Source organism: Bradyrhizobium sp. WSM2793 (genome assembly GCF_000379585.1).
Lineage (GTDB): Bacteria > Pseudomonadota > Alphaproteobacteria > Rhizobiales > Xanthobacteraceae > Bradyrhizobium.
Map to the genome: position 1 here is coordinate 64,890 of NZ_KB902801.1, position 14,287 is coordinate 79,176.

At 64.8% G+C, this 14,287-nt stretch carries 14 protein-coding genes; 4 read left to right on the top strand and 10 right to left on the bottom strand.

The window, feature by feature from the left end:
• Positions 1 to 2: 2 nt before the first annotated feature.
• On the bottom strand, positions 3 to 335 hold the full coding sequence (gene clpS, locus A3AS_RS0129750; RefSeq protein ID WP_026202494.1) for an ATP-dependent Clp protease adapter ClpS: 333 nt from the start codon (positions 333 to 335) through the stop codon (positions 3 to 5).
• Between the two features lie 483 nt (positions 336 to 818).
• On the opposite strand from clpS, the gene A3AS_RS0129755 reads away from it, so the two are divergent.
• Positions 819 to 2,180: a TadE/TadG family type IV pilus assembly protein gene (locus A3AS_RS0129755; RefSeq protein ID WP_018321148.1), complete on the top strand. Its 1,362-nt coding sequence runs from the start codon at positions 819 to 821 to the stop codon at positions 2,178 to 2,180.
• A 74-nt stretch (positions 2,181 to 2,254) separates the two neighbouring features.
• Here the strand turns inward: A3AS_RS0129755 and A3AS_RS0129760 are convergent, their stop codons facing one another.
• Positions 2,255 to 2,593, bottom strand: coding sequence for a phasin family protein (locus tag A3AS_RS0129760; RefSeq protein ID WP_018321149.1), 339 nt, complete (start codon positions 2,591 to 2,593; stop codon positions 2,255 to 2,257).
• Between the two features lie 388 nt (positions 2,594 to 2,981).
• Here A3AS_RS0129760 and A3AS_RS0129765 point away from each other — a divergent pair, with 388 nt between their 5' ends.
• Positions 2,982 to 4,820, top strand: coding sequence for a D-alanyl-D-alanine carboxypeptidase (locus tag A3AS_RS0129765; RefSeq protein ID WP_018321150.1), 1,839 nt, complete (start codon positions 2,982 to 2,984; stop codon positions 4,818 to 4,820).
• 219 nt (positions 4,821 to 5,039) lie between these two features.
• Here A3AS_RS0129765 and A3AS_RS0129770 read toward each other — a convergent pair whose 3' ends face one another.
• The 4 genes from A3AS_RS0129770 to A3AS_RS0129785 all read right to left on the bottom strand — a co-directional run bounded on the left by A3AS_RS0129770 (position 5,040) and on the right by A3AS_RS0129785 (position 8,853).
• The gene (locus tag A3AS_RS0129770; RefSeq protein WP_018321151.1) at positions 5,040 to 5,768 is read right to left on the bottom strand and encodes a DnaJ domain-containing protein; all 729 of its coding nucleotides are present in this window, start codon (positions 5,766 to 5,768) and stop codon (positions 5,040 to 5,042) included.
• Positions 5,769 to 5,832: 64 nt separating this feature from the next.
• Positions 5,833 to 6,582: a hypothetical protein gene (locus tag A3AS_RS0129775; protein ID WP_018321152.1), complete on the bottom strand. Its 750-nt coding sequence runs from the start codon at positions 6,580 to 6,582 to the stop codon at positions 5,833 to 5,835.
• A gap of 133 nt (positions 6,583 to 6,715) precedes the next feature.
• Positions 6,716 to 7,576 (bottom strand): alpha/beta fold hydrolase, encoded by an 861-nt coding sequence (locus A3AS_RS0129780; protein WP_018321153.1) that lies wholly within the window; start codon positions 7,574 to 7,576, stop codon positions 6,716 to 6,718.
• A gap of 353 nt (positions 7,577 to 7,929) precedes the next feature.
• Positions 7,930 to 8,853 (bottom strand): division plane positioning ATPase MipZ, encoded by a 924-nt coding sequence (locus tag A3AS_RS0129785; protein WP_018321154.1) that lies wholly within the window; start codon positions 8,851 to 8,853, stop codon positions 7,930 to 7,932.
• A 279-nt stretch (positions 8,854 to 9,132) separates the two neighbouring features.
• On the opposite strand from A3AS_RS0129785, the gene panC reads away from it, so the two are divergent.
• Entirely contained in the window at positions 9,133 to 9,984 is an 852-nt protein-coding gene (gene panC / locus A3AS_RS0129790; protein WP_018321155.1) for a pantoate--beta-alanine ligase, read from the top strand.
• On the opposite strand, the gene A3AS_RS0129795 is transcribed toward panC, so the two are convergent.
• From A3AS_RS0129795 to A3AS_RS0129810, 4 genes are all read right to left on the bottom strand, one after another.
• Positions 9,981 to 10,421 carry a DUF1489 family protein gene (locus A3AS_RS0129795; protein ID WP_018321156.1) on the bottom strand — a complete coding sequence of 147 codons (441 nt, stop codon included), beginning with the start codon at positions 10,419 to 10,421 and terminating at the stop codon, positions 9,981 to 9,983. The two genes, panC and A3AS_RS0129795, sit on opposite strands and share 4 nt — an antisense overlap.
• A gap of 42 nt (positions 10,422 to 10,463) precedes the next feature.
• Positions 10,464 to 11,459, bottom strand: coding sequence for a hypothetical protein (locus tag A3AS_RS0129800; protein WP_018321157.1), 996 nt, complete (start codon positions 11,457 to 11,459; stop codon positions 10,464 to 10,466).
• Between the two features lie 159 nt (positions 11,460 to 11,618).
• The gene (locus tag A3AS_RS0129805; RefSeq protein ID WP_018321158.1) at positions 11,619 to 11,822 is read right to left on the bottom strand and encodes a hypothetical protein; all 204 of its coding nucleotides are present in this window, start codon (positions 11,820 to 11,822) and stop codon (positions 11,619 to 11,621) included.
• Between the two features lie 306 nt (positions 11,823 to 12,128).
• Positions 12,129 to 12,791, bottom strand: coding sequence for a glutathione S-transferase family protein (locus tag A3AS_RS0129810; RefSeq protein ID WP_026202496.1), 663 nt, complete (start codon positions 12,789 to 12,791; stop codon positions 12,129 to 12,131).
• A 122-nt stretch (positions 12,792 to 12,913) separates the two neighbouring features.
• On the opposite strand from A3AS_RS0129810, the gene A3AS_RS0129815 reads away from it, so the two are divergent.
• A complete protein-coding gene (locus tag A3AS_RS0129815) occupies positions 12,914 to 13,630 on the top strand; it encodes a DUF599 domain-containing protein (protein ID WP_018321160.1) in 717 nt (238 codons plus the stop codon).
• The last annotated feature ends 657 nt before the right edge of the window (positions 13,631 to 14,287 follow it).

Genomic DNA, 14,287 nt, shown 5'->3' on the forward strand with positions numbered 1-14,287 from the left:
GACTATTTCTTTTCCATCACGCATTGCAGCGGATGCTGGTGCTTGCGGGCGAAATCCATCACCTGCGTCACCTTGGTCTCGGCGATCTCGTAAGTGAACACGCCGCACTCCCCGATGCCATGATGGTGGACGTGCAGCATGATCTTGGTCGCGGCCTCGATGTCCTTGTTGAAGAACTTCTCCAGCACGTGGACGACGAACTCCATCGGCGTGTAGTCGTCGTTCAGGATCAGCACGCGGTAGAGGTTCGGCCGTTTGGTCTTGGGCTTGACCTTGGTAATGACCGAAGTGTTCGGACCCGAGGGGTTGCCCGAACGGTTCTCGTCATTGCTCATGCGAGGAGCGTAGGCAGCGGCTGGCGCGGACAGGTCGAGTCTGGAAGTCAATTGCGGCATGGCTCAGGCGTTCAAATTCCCCATGGAAGCGAATGGCAGTCGCCGCGCGACCCCGCCCTTCGGAGCCTGGCGCAGGCGCGCCGCCTTGTTGGATCGCCGCTCCCGACAATCCGGTCCAAGCCGGATCGTTCGCCAGCAATATGGGCCTGCCCCCGGCCCGCCGCAAGCGTGCAAAGGTCCGGCCGATGCGGCCACAGCAGTCCCGATTCCCGATCCGGGCGATCGGGAGCAAGGTTAAACAATCCGGACCGATTTGACAAAAATTTCGCCCCCGCGCGTTTAGAACATGTTGACCAGGAACCCCGGCTGTTAACCCGGCTGCGGCGGTTTCACGCGGGTCGCTCCGGTTTTCTACGGTCCAATTTACCTGCCGTTCAATGGCGTGGCGCGAAATCGGGCAAAACACAGATTTCGGGGATCGTCATGTCTCGCCCGCCCCTCGTCAGCCGCCTTGGTCGACTATTCGCCCGCTTTGCAGCGGCCGAGCAAGGCAATATCGCCGTGATCTTCGCCATCGCGCTGGTCCCGGTGCTGAGCTTCGTCGGTGCCGCGATCGATTATAGCCGCGCCGCCCAGGCCCGCGCCTCCATGCAGTCGGCCCTCGACTCCACCGCGCTGATGCTCTCCAGGGACCTGTCGGCCGGCACGATCACGACGTCGCAGATCAGCAGCAAGGCGCAAACCTATTTCAATGCCCTGTTCACCAACACCACGACCCTGCCATCGGTCACCGTTGGGGCCACTTATACCGCGAGCACCAGCATCGGCTCGACGATCCAGCTCACCGGAACCGGCACCTACACGACCAGCTTCATGAAGATCGCCGGCTTCCCGACACTCGGCATCGACACCACCTCCACCAGCGCCTGGGGCCTGACGCGCATGCGCGTGGCCCTGGTGCTCGACGTCACGGGATCGATGGCCGACGACGGTAAGATGCCGGCCATGCAGACGGCCGCGAAGAACCTGGTCGACCAGCTCAGCACGCTCGCCAAGACCAACGGCGACGTCTACATCTCGGTGGTTCCGTTTTCCAAGGACGTCAACGTCGGCAGCAGCAACTATGACAAGTCCTGGATCGACTGGAGCGACTGGGAAGCGGTGAATGGCAGCTGCAGCGACAATTGGTACAAGCAACAGTCGGGCTGCATCAGCGCGGGCAAGACGTGGACGCCGAAGAACCACAACAAATGGACGGGATGCGTCACCGACCGCGATCAGGACTACGACACCAAGAATACGACTCCGGTTATCAGCAACTCGTCGACGCTGTTCCCGGCGGAGCAGTATTCGTACTGCAATTCCAGCAATTCGGCCTACATCCAACCGATCATGCCGCTGAGCTACGACTGGTCCGCGCTCAAGACGCTGATCGGCAATCTGGTCCCGACCGGCAACACCAATCAGGGCATTGGCCTCGCCTGGGGCTGGATGACGCTCTCGACCGGCGATCCCATGAACGCGCCGGCCAAGGACACCAACTACACCTACAAGGACGCAATCGTCCTGCTCTCCGACGGCATGAACACGCAGAACCGCTGGTACAGCGACTCCTCGCAGATCGACGCGCGGGAGAAGAAGCTGTGCGACAATGCCAAGGCCCAGCCCAACAACATCACGATCTACACGGTGCAGGTGAACACCGGCAGCGATCCGACCTCGAGCGTGCTGCAATATTGCGCCAGCAGCGCCGACAAGTTCTATCTCGTCACGTCGGCCAGCCAGACCGTTTCGGTGTTCAAGGACATCGGCACCTCGCTGTCGAAGCTGCGCGTGGCGCGCTGACGGATCGAGCGCTTGCAAACAAAAAGCCCGGCTGGTTCAGCCGGGCTTTTCGATTCCAGGACGTCCTGAAGAATTTACTGAGCAGCCGGGGTGAACTTCGTCACGATGGTCTCGACCGGCTTGAACGCCTGCTTGGCGAGGTCGCTGTAGAGGCCGGCGATCTTCTGCGATTCCGCAACGAAGGTCTCGTAGGAGGAACGGGCGAAATCGGTCTGCGCTTCCATGGCCTTGTCCAGCGACTTCACGCCGGAAAGCTTCTCGACGAAGGACTTGGTGTCTTCGAACGACTTCTTCGTATAGTCGCCATAGGCGCTGGCGATCGCCTGGAAGCCGTGCTGCACCGAGGTCGCGGAGGCGACGTACTGCTCGAAGTGCTCTTTCCCGTAGTTCTGAAAGTCTTCAACCTTGAACATTTCGGAATCCTTTTACCTGGCTCTCGTCGGGAAGCCCCGGCTCCCTGACTCTGCCCACAATTAGTGCAACGCACAAAAAAGTCAAGAATCTTTGTGCGACGCACAAATTTGGACTCACTTCGCGGAGATTCCCGGGGTTTCCCGCAAGGGTTCTTTAAGCATTTGGAAACCGCGGGCCCCTACCCTGATTCCCTGGACGTGTTCAGCTTCCGCAGACGGTCAAAGCCGTTTGAGACCATCACCTTAGCCAGAATAGCGGTTCAGGCCCAACGTCCCCCGCGGCGAACACCAGCGGAGGGACAGCCTGAGCAGGTAATGATCCCGGGTCCATTGGGCACAATTTCGCCTCACGAGCCGGTGATCAGTTGAGAAACGGGGACGGGGTTCCATGCTTCGTAAAAACTTGTCTTCCTCGCGCTTGGCGCGGGTTGGCGTTTTCGGGCTTCTTACGGTCACCACCGCGGTCATCTTCACCACCGATGCCGCCGAGGCGCGGCGTCATCGCCGCCATTACGCGCACCACCGGGTGCAGCGCGATGTGTCCGAGAGCTCCAGCCCGAAATTCGCGTCCATCATCGTCGACGGCAATTCCGGCGCGGTGCTTCAGTCGAACGCCCCGGACGGCATCCGTCACCCTGCCTCGCTCACCAAGATCATGACGCTCTATCTGCTGTTCGAGCGTCTCGAGTCCGGCAAGATGAAGCTCGACACCGAGATGCCGGTGTCCCAGCACGCCGCCGATCAGGATCCGACCAAGCTGAATTTGCGTGCCGGCCAGACCATCCGTGTCGAGGACGCGATCAAGGGTCTCGTCACCCGCTCCGCCAACGACGCCGCGGTGGTGATCGCGGAAGCGATCGCCGGCGACGAGGACGACTTCGCCCAGATGATGACGCGCAAGGCGCGCTCGCTCGGCATGTCCAAGACGGTGTACCGCAACGCCAACGGCCTTCCCAACGACGAGCAGGTCACGACCGCGCGCGACCAAGCCACGCTCGGCCGCGCCATCCAGGAGCGCTTCCCGCGCTACTATCGCTATTTCGCGACCGCGACCTTCAACTGGCGCGGACAGTCGATCCGCAACCACAATCACCTGCTCGGCAATGTCGAGGGCGTTGACGGCATCAAGACCGGCTACACCCGCGCCTCCGGCTTCAATCTCGTGACCTCGATGCGCCGCGGCAACCGTCATTTGATCGGTGTCGTGCTCGGCGGCCGCAGCGGCGGCTCGCGCGATGCGATCATGCGCAACCTGCTCGCGGAGAATCTTGAGAAGGGCGCGACCACCCACACCGTCGCCGCGGTCACGGAGCGCAACGGCGCTGACGCCAGCACCGAGGTCGCCGACGCGTCGCCTATCCCGGCCCGCGCTGTTCCTCAGGTTCAGGCCGCCTCTGCCCCTGCTCCTGAAGCCGCTCCGTCGCGTCTGGCCGCACGCCTGTCGACGCTCGCGGCTGCGACTGCCGCGGTGCCGCCGGCCCAGCCCAGGTCCGAAGCCAAGCCTGAAGTTCGGCCGACGGAATCCAGGATCGAGCCGGCGCCGCTCACCAATGGCGTGATCTCGAGCCAGCCGCTCTCGATCATCCCCGGCTCGTCCGAGCCGATGAAGCCGGTTCGGGTCAAGACGGTTCAGGTCAAGGCCGGCGCCGTGAAGGTCGCCTCCGCTGCCCCCGCTCAGGTCGCACCGCCGGTCACCAACGCCATTTCGTCCCGCTCCGACGTCGCGGAAACCTCCACCGCCGTCGTCGCCCGGGCCGATCTCATCAACAAGCCCGAGGTGGTCAGCCAGCCGGAAGCACCGAAGGCCGAGATCGCCCGCACCGAGCTGCCGCGGCAGCCGGCGGGCTTCGGCACCGGCAACGGCATCCTCGGGGTGCTGCCGGCCGCAACGGCTGCCGCGCCCGCCCCGGCCGCTCCGAAGCTCGCCTCCGCCGATCCGATGCCGGTCCAGATGAGCGCCACCACCAAGCCGGTCGTCACCCACAGCGGCTGGATCGTCCAGGTCGGCGCGCTCGAGAGCGAGAACGAAGCCCAGCAGCGCATCGACGCCGCGCGCAGCTCGGCCCGCGGCCTGCTCAGCAAGGCCGATCCGTTCACCGAGGTCGTCGCCAAGGACAATCGCAAGCTCTATCGCGCCCGCTTCGCTGGGCTCGAGCGCGACCAGGCCGAAGCCGTCTGCCGTACCCTGAAGCGCGCCGACATCTCCTGCATCACCGTCCGCAACTGATCTTTCGCAACGCTCCGATCAAAATGCCCGCGCTGTGCCGCGGGCATTTTTGTTTTTGGCAGGTCTCGATGCCAGTTCCGCGACAACTTCTCGTCAAGGATTTACGGTTAAAACTTTACTCAAGAGATCAACCACGCCGACAATGGCGGGTGTCAGGGCGACGGCAGACAGAGCAAGCGGAGCTCACGCGGTACGGGCGTTTGTAGCGTGGTGCCGGAGTTAGCCGTTATGCGTACGAAGCAGAGTATCCTTGGCCTCGTTTACACGGGCAGCGAGGTAGTTCGACCCCCCCTGGTCGGGATGGAGTTTCTTCATCAGGGTCTTGTGGGCCCGGCTGATGTCGTCACGCCCCGCCCCCGGCTGCAAGCCAAGGATCTGATAGGCCTCCTCCGCCGTCATTTTGCCGCTCGCCGCCGTGCGGCGCTGCCCCCCTGCCGCATCGCTCTGCGCGTTCTGACGCCAGGCGGGAAACCGGCGGTCCAGATAGCTTTCAAGTAAGGCCACGCTCTCGGCGTCGAATGTCGGGACCATGGCCAGCAGGCTAGCGAGATCGAACTCACCGAGATCGCGCCCGGCGTGAGGCCCGGCGACGATCTGCCCGCCGAGCTGGCCAGAGCCGTGGTCGAGCCGCATATCCAGGAATTGCGAACGCACGCGTGAGGACTGCCCTGACGCGGGCGCAGCACCACCGCCGCCGAACAACCCGCCGACATTGCCGAAGCCGGCGTTTGCCAGCGGCGTCCAGCCCAGCAGGCCGGCGCCGAAAATCCCGAGCGGGATCGCCACCACCAGTTCGCCCCGCAAGCCCGTGAAGGCTGCGACCGCCAGCGCCACCACGCCGCCACCGAACCTGATGGCCCTCGCCAGCACCGCTGGGTTGGCGGCTCGGAACATCTGGAGCAGCAGATAAAGCGTGATAACAGCGACAGCGCCGGCGATCAGGGTCATGACCGGAATATAGTCGCCCTCGCGGCAAAATGCATGGCATACGCCTCGCCGCGATGCCTGAGCGCTATTTCATCTGGCCGATCAGCCTGGCCGCGCCGCTCGCGGTCTTCGCCAGTTTCAACAGGGCCTCGCGACCGCCGGCGGCATAGGCCGCAGCGGCCCGCAGCAGCTCGCGCAACTGCGCCGCCGCGCCCGGATCGAAGCGGCACCAGGCGCCACCCGTCAGGCGCGCGATCTCGCGAAAGGCTTGCTCGGCGACGGCATCATGACCTTCCTGAAACACGAACACGGGCACTTTGAGCATGCCGAGCTCGCCGGCCTTGGCGCAGAGCTCGTCGACCTTCTCCTCCATGGCATCGCCGACGAAGACGACGGCGCGCACGCCCGATGCGACCGCTTCGCGCCGCGCCTCGGTCAGCACCTTGCCGATCTGAGTGTCGCCGCCGCGGCAATCGATCTTGCTCATCAACGCCGCAAGCCTGGTGCTGTCGGAGATCCACCCCGTGGCGCGGCACTCGTTGAAGCCGCGATAATAGACCAGGCGGATGTCGAGACTGCCGAGCGCGGCGGTCTCGCGAAACATGTCGGCCTGCAGCGCGCAGGCCATGTCCCAGGTCGGCTGCCGGCTCATCGTCGCATCCAGCGCGAAGATCAGCCGCCCCTTCGCGCCCGGCGCATGCGGTGACATCGCCTGCGCCTTGGCAACGAAGGCGGCGATGTCTTCCGCAGTCGACGTTCCGGCCTGCGGCACCGCGCGGCCTGCCTGCGCCGAGACGGCATCGCCGCTGCGCGGTTTGATGGGTTCGCCCGACATGCCTTGACCCTGCGTGGGCAGCTAATGTGGTTAGCGCAAGCTGCCCGGTCAATGTGCAAAGCCCCCGCCGGCAGAGGCTGGCGGGGGCTTTGCAGATCGTGACTGACGATGAGGGACCGTCAGGGAGAAGATGTCAGCTCTTGGCAGGCCCCATCAAGGCGACCGGACCGGGCTCCAGGATATTGGGCGGCGAGGATTGCGTGTCGACCGGCGCGATCTCGCTGTCGGTCGCGCTCAGGAATTTGTCGAGCATGCCTTGGATCGAGTTCTTGGCGACGTCCGGACCGGTGTCGCGCATGTCGTTGTGCTGGAATTCGGTCTTCACGACCTGGATACCCGCCTTCTCGCATTCCTCGTCCGTCGGGATCACGCCCGCATCGGCCTTGAACTGCGGATCGGTGGAGCGGAACGACAGGATCTTGAACTTGCCGGCGGTGACGAAGGGCACGCGCAGATTGTCGAGCGTGACGACCTTCTTGACCTCATCCGGATACTGCTTGGCGAAATACATGGTGATGTCGCCGCCCATGGAATGGCCGACCATGGTGACCTTGTCGTAGTCGGCGTTGGGCTGAAGCTTCCTCATTTCCTGCACGGCGAGATGGATGTTGGCGACACCGCGCAGGATCTGCGGCAGCCGGCCGACATAGAGCTCGCCGGGCTTGGTCACCATCGGAGGATCGGTCGGCAAGTCGTGCTGCGGGCTCAGGACCATGTAGCCGCGCGCAGCGAAGATGTTGGCGAGGAAGCCGTACTCGGTGTTCTTGACGGTGTTGCCGTGATTGATCACCGCGACCGGCAGCGTGATCATGCCGGCATTGGCCTGCATTTCCTTATCGCGACGCACCGCGATGTCGACGGGCACCGGGCGATTGTCGCGCGAGGCGTCGTAGAAGGTAATGGTCTCGTGCTTGATCGCCCACTTGCTCGCCGTGAAATAGGCGATGCCGCAGAGAGCACTGACCGAAACCAGAACGGCAATTCCACGCTTCATTTTCGTCCTCAGCCTCAGGCTCTTGCGGCCTGAATCCCTGTTGAAAATCGTGTTCTTCCGGGGCTCTTCGGCCCCTTGTCGCCTATTCGCTAATATATGTCACAGGCGCGTGACAGGAAGGCCAAATATTGTGAACCGGCAGCCCTTTCATTGTGCGCCGCACACGTTTTATGGGCATCCCGTCCTCGCCAGGCTACGTCAGGGTGTACTTCACCATCCGACGCAACCGGTCTCAATTGGGTTCAATTTCACGGTCAACGTAAGGTGAAAACGGCGAAACGCGGCCACAGTTCCCTGGAGAGCCCGGCCCTCAGATCGATCAGATCGATCGGAAGTAGTGACATACCGCCGGCTCAGGCGCCGAGGATGTCGTGGACCTCGAGCGGCTTGTCGACCTGGTTGAACCACTCGGCCCGGTTGGCGGCGCGGCGGCGGCCGCGCTCGTCCAGCGGCAGCTTGAGCTGGCGGAGCAGGCTCGTCACCTCCTCCCGTGCGGTGAGATGGCCGAGATTGGGGCGCATGCCGAGCGTGGCCTCGTCGATCTCGTCGAGCGCGGTCAGGCCGCGCGGGAAAAATTCGCGATAGACGACGCGTTCGGCGAAGCCGTCGACGTAGCGGAAGCCGAGCCGCAGCGACAGATCCTTCAACCCCTCGGCGACGAGTTGCTTGTTGCGCGAGCCGAGCATCGACAGGCGGTTGCGCACGACGATCCAGTCGGTGGTCGAGCCGTCGAGCTGGCGGCGCTTGCGCCTGACGTCGCGCACCATCTCGGCGTAATGGCTCTCGCCCGTCACCGCGTAGTTGGCGGGATCGACGGTGCCGAGCACGTCGAAATCGAGGAAGCTGTCGTTGATCGGCGTGACCAGGGTGTCGGCCATCGAGTGCGCCAGCCGCATCAGATAGCTGTCGGTGCCCGGCGTATCGATGACGATGAAGTCGAAGCTGCTCTCGACCGCCGAGACCGCCTCCATGAACTGCTGGAACTCGGAATTCTCGTTCTCGGCGATCTGCATGGTCTCGCCGAGCTTGATGCAGCGATGCACCGGCAGTTCGAGGTCGAGCTTGGTGCGGCGCGCCCAGGCAGAGCGGTTGCCGATGTAGCGGGTGAAGCTCTGCTGACGGCAGTCGAGGTCGATGGTAGCGACGCGCTGGCCCGCCTTCAGGAGCGCAACCGCGATGTGCAAGGCGGTGGTCGACTTGCCGGAACCGCCCTTCTCGTTGCCGAGCACGACTACATGCGCCGAGCCGGATTGGCCTTGGCTAGCCTGCACAAGCATGGCGATCCTCAACACCCCTGATGAATATCTTCGAGTTGGCCGCGTCTGCGGTCAAGTGAAATGCGTGACAGGTAATGCAAATCGTATTGCGCCGTTCTTCATGAATCGCGGCGTCGTCTTTCGTCTGTGATCCAGCCACAATGTCGCGACATCGCGCGCGCCTTGCGCGGGATGCTGTGCCGCATCCGGATGCATGGCGTCCACGATCGCCGCTTGTTAAGGTTAGTCGCCCCTGGCGCCAGGTCATGCCGCGCCGATTCCCAACCCTGTCGAGTCCTGATGTCAGCAAGCCCCTTGATCGCCCGCACGGTCCCAACCTTGCGCCGCGCCGTCGACAATCTCCGCAAGCGAAAGGCCACGATCGCGCTGGTCCCGACCATGGGGGCCCTCCATGACGGGCATGTGTCTCTGGTCCGCCTCGCCAAGCGGCGCGCCAGCCGCGTCATGGTTTCGATCTTCGTCAACCCGACCCAGTTCGCCCCGACCGAGGATTTCGGTGCCTATCCGCGCACCTGGAAGGCCGACATCGCCAAGCTCGCGGCCGAGGATGTCGATATCGTCTGGCACCCCGGCGTCGCGGCGATGTATCCGGAGGGCTTTGCCACCCGCATCATGCCGGAGGGACCGGCGCTCGCCGGCCTCGAGGACCGCTTCCGCCCGCATTTCTTCGGCGGCGTCGCCACCGTGGTCGGCAAACTGTTCACGCAGTGCCGGCCGGACTTTGCGATCTTCGGCGAAAAGGACTTTCAGCAGTTGCGGGTGGTGACGCAGATGGCGCGCGACCTCGACCTCGGCGTCAAGGTCGTCGGCTCCCGCACCGTACGCGAGCGCGACGGGCTCGCGATGTCCTCGCGCAACGTCTATCTGTCGCCCGAGGAGCGGCAGACCGCCCCCATCCTCTACCGTGCCATGAAGGACAGCGCCGGCCGCATCCGTGCCGGCGAAGCCGTTGCGTCGGCCATGAAGCGTGGTGCCGCGACGATCGAGGCGGCCGGCTTTGCGCTCGACTATTACGAAGCGCGCCATGCCGAGACGCTGGCGCCCCTCACCTCGCGCAAGGACGGCCCGTTGCGAATTCTGGTCGCCGCCAAGCTCGGCAACACCCGGCTGATCGACAATATCGCGGTTTAGAGCAGCCCGAGATCGCGCAATTCGCGCCGCATCGGCTCCGGCATCGCCGCGATCGAGCCGGCGGCGGACTTGCCGAGATCGGGCGGCACGGAATCGTCGGCGAGATAGCGCCAGCCCTGGAACGGGCGCATCGGCCGCGGCGAGACCGAGACGACCTTCGGCTGCATCACGATCCGGCAGCGGCCGATACCGTCCTTGTCGCGGAACGGCTCGATGCCGATGATCTTTTCCCGCGCGGCGATCTCGCCCCTGATCACCCAATAGAGCGACCCGCCCGAGAGGATCTCGGCATCGCGCTTGGGGACCATGCGGGTGATGTGGATGTGACGTTGCGGCAGACCCTTCTTCTTGGCGGTCTGCATCCGTTCGGCGATCCACTCCTTCAATTCCTTGACGGAGTCGCAACCGACGGCGAGCTTGATCAGATGTAGCGGCATGCCCAAGCATTAGCCGGGCAGCACCGCATTTGGAATGCTGATCTACTCGTTATCCGCAGCCGCGGGCGCGGGCGCGGCCGCCGAGGCTGGCGGCGGAGCGAGCGGAACCGGTGCTGCCGCGGGAGCACGCGCAGCCTTCGGGGCCGGCGGCTTCTTCGCGGCCGGTGGTGCGGCGGCCTGTGCCGACGTCGCGGCGGGCGCGCGCGGTGCCGGCACTGCGTTCGCGGCGGCGGGCGCCGCCTGGCGCGTCGTCGCCGTGGGCTCCGGATTCATGATGCTCACCGGCGGCGTCGACGAGGCGCTCGGGAACTCAGCGCTGGTCGGCTTGCCCGTCGGCATCGCGGGCGGCAGCCCGGCAAGCGCGGCCGTGGCCGGCACCGCCGACGCCGTTGCAGGCGCGTTCCAGGTTGGGGCATAGCGCGCGACCAGCATGTCGTAGAGATGGGCGTCCATGTTGGCGGCAACCCGCTGCTGGTCGGTCAGCGAGCGGAACGCGGCGCATTCGAACTGCGTGCAGCCGTCGCGCACCACCAGCACCTGCGCGACGAGGCCGTAGCGATCGTGCTCCAGCGCCTTGCGCAGCACCTTCATGTCCGTCGTGAGGCTCTTCTCGGCGGTCGCGGCATCACCGAGCGCGGTCAGCCGGTCGATTCGGGCCGCGGTGTAGGAGACGGCGGCAGCCGCGGCATCCGGCGAGCCGAACAGCGCCTTCTCGCAGCCAATGGCGACCGCATCGCCGGCGAGATCGTCGAGACAGGACAGCGCCGGCAGGCTCGCGATGACGGCACCTTGCGCGCGCACTTCGGTCGGAGCGTCCTGCCCCGCCGGTCCATAGACGCGCACGGTGGCAGCTCCGGCGATCGCGATGGACAGCAGCGTGATCACGGTCAGCGCGCCGTTGGCGACCGACCTGTCGGCGCGCAGCAGCGTGATCAGCAGGATCAATCCGAAGAATCCAGCAGCCGCCAGCGTCATCCACATCGGAAAGGCCGGCGAGCGCCAGATTTGGTCGAGCGAAGTGGCCCATGCCCAGTTCATGCGCGACGTCCCCTCACGCGAGCAGAGAGCGAATGGTCAAGCGAGCACCGCGAGTCGGCAACTGCCCCCCAGGCCCACCTTGCGAAGGTGAAGCGGGCCTTTTGACGGCGGCAGGACACAATTCCGCAGAGGGCGCGAATGCGCGGGGAGCGTCGGTCTTCAGGAGAGCGCGAGCTGGCTTTCCTTGGCGACGCGTTCGAAAGCTTCGGTCGAGCTCTTGATCCGGTACTGGCAGTCGTCGCCGTCGGTCGGCAGCAGGCGGATGACCTCGTACGAGCCGCTGGCAGCAGGGCGCGCGACGTTGCTGGCCGTGAACAATACGCGCGTTCCAATCGGGAATTTGTGCTTCAACACCCTCTCCATCACTCAAACAACGCCTGCCTCGCCCATGGTCCCACTGCGACGGCCGGCCAGAAACCCAGGCGCTGTATAGCACGCGACCTGCCGTTTTGGCCAGCGCCATGCCACCATGGCAAGCGCGTAAATCCTGCAGTCTTTTCAGAATGATAGGGATGGAACCGGCCGGTCGATGATACCGCCGGGGCCGCATGTTCAGGCGGCATGTCGCAGGGCCGGTCGCAGCCCGAATGGCATATGGCGCCAGTCAATGTCCGGAACGTGAGCGCCGCCGGCCGGCACACAGCCAGCGGCCTCGTTCGGACCGACCGGTCAGGCGTCCTCGAACTTCGCGATGACAAGGGTTTCGGCCAGCCCGTCGCGGGTCCATTCCTGGAACGCCGGCAGCGCCATCATCGTCTCCATGTAGGCCTTGGTGTCCGGCGCGACGTCGATCGCGTAGGTGCGCAGGCGATGCACCACCGGCGCGTACATCGCATCGGCCGCGCCGAAGCGGCCGAACAGGAACGGACCCTTGGCACCATAGCGTGTGCGGCATTCGCGCCAGATCTCCTCGATGCGCGCGATGTTGGCCTTGGCGTCGGCCGACAGCGTCACGGGGCGGATCGGCCGATGCAGGTTCATGCCGCATTCGTTGCGCAGCGCCACGAAGCCGGAATGCATCTCGGCGCACACCGACCGGGCATGCGCGCGCGCGGCGACGTCGTCGGGCCACAGCTTCACCTCCGGATAGCGCTCGGCGATGTATTCGATGATGGCGAGCGAATCCCACACCGTGACATCGCCGTCGACCAGCACCGGCACCTTGCCGGCACGGCTGAACGACAGGATCTGCTCCTTGTCCGCGGGATTGTCGGTGTAGAGCGGGATCAGCGTCTCCACGAACGGGATGTCGTTGGCGCGAAGCGCGAGCCATGGCCGCATCGACCATGACGAGTAGTTCTTGTTGCCGATCGCGAGTTTCAGCGCAGCCATGTCATCAGTCCTTCCCGAGACGCTTTGAAGCGAGCCGCTTTTAACGCCATCGCGTGCCGCCAATCAATCGTTGCCGCATCCTGCCATGCGTGGCAATCGTGGCGGCTTGCGAGGAGAGAGAGATGAGCAGGCATTGGGTCGACATCACCGCGGTCGGCTTCTTCATCATCGAATGGCTGGTCTATGCCCTGACGCTGGAGCATTCGGCCTACGGCCGCGACAGCCTGTCGGCGCGCATGAACCGCTATCGTGAGGTCTGGGTGCGCCGGCTGCTCGATCGCGAGACGCGCATGGTCGACATGCAGATCATGGCCTCGCTGCAGAACGGAACCGCTTTCTTCGCCTCGACCAGCCTGATCGCGCTCGGCGGTGCGCTGGCGCTGCTGCACGCCACCAACGACGCCATCACGATTCTGAGCAAGCTGCCGATCGACCTCAGCACGTCGCCGGCGATGTGGGAGCTGAAATGCGTCGGCCTCGTGCTGATCTGCGTCTACGCCTTCTTCAAATTCGCCTGGTCCTATCGCCTGTTCAACTATGTCGCGATCCTGTTCGGCGGCATGCCCCCGGCCGAACGGCGCGACACGCCGGAGGCGGAAGCCCATGTCATCCGCACCACGCGCTTGTTCGAATCCGCCGGCCGCCATTTCAACCGCGGCCAGCGCGCCTTCTTCTTCGCGCTCGGCTATCTCGGCTGGTTCGTCAGCCCCTGGCTGCTGTTCGTGACCACGGCCGCCGTGGTGGTCGTGACCTGGCGCCGGCAATTCGCATCGAGCGCATGGGCGGCGATGGCACCGGAGGTGGTGGATGGCGCGGAGAGGATGAAGCGCGGTCATTGAGGCACGTGTCCCGGACGAGCTGCAACGCGCAAGCGTTGCGGCGCAGAGCCGGGACCCAAGGCAACACGGCGCGATGCGGATGGATGGCCCGGCTCTGCAGCACACCGTCGAACCGGACGATGCTTCGCATCGCCGGGATAACGCTGCGCTGCGTCCGGGGTACAAGAGCGGAGCGGGCGCACGCTGTCTCCAAATGTCATTGCGATGCTCCGGTGCACATCCCAGCGGCAGTGCCGTAGGGTGGGCAAAGGCGCATAGCGCCGTGCCCACGATCTCCGTCCATGAGCGACAAGGCGTGGGCACGCTGCGCTTTGCCCACCCTACGAGATTGAGATTGTGGCACGCAGCTCAAGTTGCAGACGCGGCATCGCGGCCTCGCGGCGCATTTCGCCCGAGCTTTGCTTGGTCTCGCGACCCTCTCATCCAAGAGGGCGCAGGGAAGGCCGGGTGCTGGCTCGCACCCGCGGTCCGCTGCGCGAAAAGCACNCGCAGNAAGAACCGCACAGCAGCATACAGGTGGTGCCGATCACTCGGCCTTCCCTGCGCAGTGGTTGGACGGCTTATGCCGTGATCTCCCGGGAGCCGACCATTCCTTCTGGCCTCCCTCGCCCCGCGAATTGGATGATGCAGTCTGCCCGGTTGGGCTCGCTCGCATCT

What these genes read in the sequence shown, in the direction of transcription:
- clpS (WP_026202494.1), bottom strand. Translation starts at nt 335, where the DNA reads ATGAGCAATGACGAGAACCGTTCGGGCAACCCCTCGGGTCCGAACACT.
- A3AS_RS0129755 (WP_018321148.1), top strand. Translation starts at nt 819, where the DNA reads ATGTCTCGCCCGCCCCTCGTCAGCCGCCTTGGTCGACTATTCGCCCGC.
- A3AS_RS0129760 (WP_018321149.1), bottom strand. Translation starts at nt 2,593, where the DNA reads ATGTTCAAGGTTGAAGACTTTCAGAACTACGGGAAAGAGCACTTCGAG.
- A3AS_RS0129765 (WP_018321150.1), top strand. Translation starts at nt 2,982, where the DNA reads ATGCTTCGTAAAAACTTGTCTTCCTCGCGCTTGGCGCGGGTTGGCGTT.
- A3AS_RS0129770 (WP_018321151.1), bottom strand. Translation starts at nt 5,768, where the DNA reads ATGACCCTGATCGCCGGCGCTGTCGCTGTTATCACGCTTTATCTGCTG.
- A3AS_RS0129775 (WP_018321152.1), bottom strand. Translation starts at nt 6,582, where the DNA reads ATGTCGGGCGAACCCATCAAACCGCGCAGCGGCGATGCCGTCTCGGCG.
- A3AS_RS0129780 (WP_018321153.1), bottom strand. Translation starts at nt 7,576, where the DNA reads ATGAAGCGTGGAATTGCCGTTCTGGTTTCGGTCAGTGCTCTCTGCGGC.
- A3AS_RS0129785 (WP_018321154.1), bottom strand. Translation starts at nt 8,853, where the DNA reads ATGCTTGTGCAGGCTAGCCAAGGCCAATCCGGCTCGGCGCATGTAGTC.
- panC (WP_018321155.1), top strand. Translation starts at nt 9,133, where the DNA reads ATGTCAGCAAGCCCCTTGATCGCCCGCACGGTCCCAACCTTGCGCCGC.
- A3AS_RS0129795 (WP_018321156.1), bottom strand. Translation starts at nt 10,421, where the DNA reads ATGCCGCTACATCTGATCAAGCTCGCCGTCGGTTGCGACTCCGTCAAG.
- A3AS_RS0129800 (WP_018321157.1), bottom strand. Translation starts at nt 11,459, where the DNA reads ATGAACTGGGCATGGGCCACTTCGCTCGACCAAATCTGGCGCTCGCCG.
- A3AS_RS0129805 (WP_018321158.1), bottom strand. Translation starts at nt 11,822, where the DNA reads ATGGAGAGGGTGTTGAAGCACAAATTCCCGATTGGAACGCGCGTATTG.
- A3AS_RS0129810 (WP_026202496.1), bottom strand. Translation starts at nt 12,791, where the DNA reads ATGGCTGCGCTGAAACTCGCGATCGGCAACAAGAACTACTCGTCATGG.
- A3AS_RS0129815 (WP_018321160.1), top strand. Translation starts at nt 12,914, where the DNA reads ATGAGCAGGCATTGGGTCGACATCACCGCGGTCGGCTTCTTCATCATC.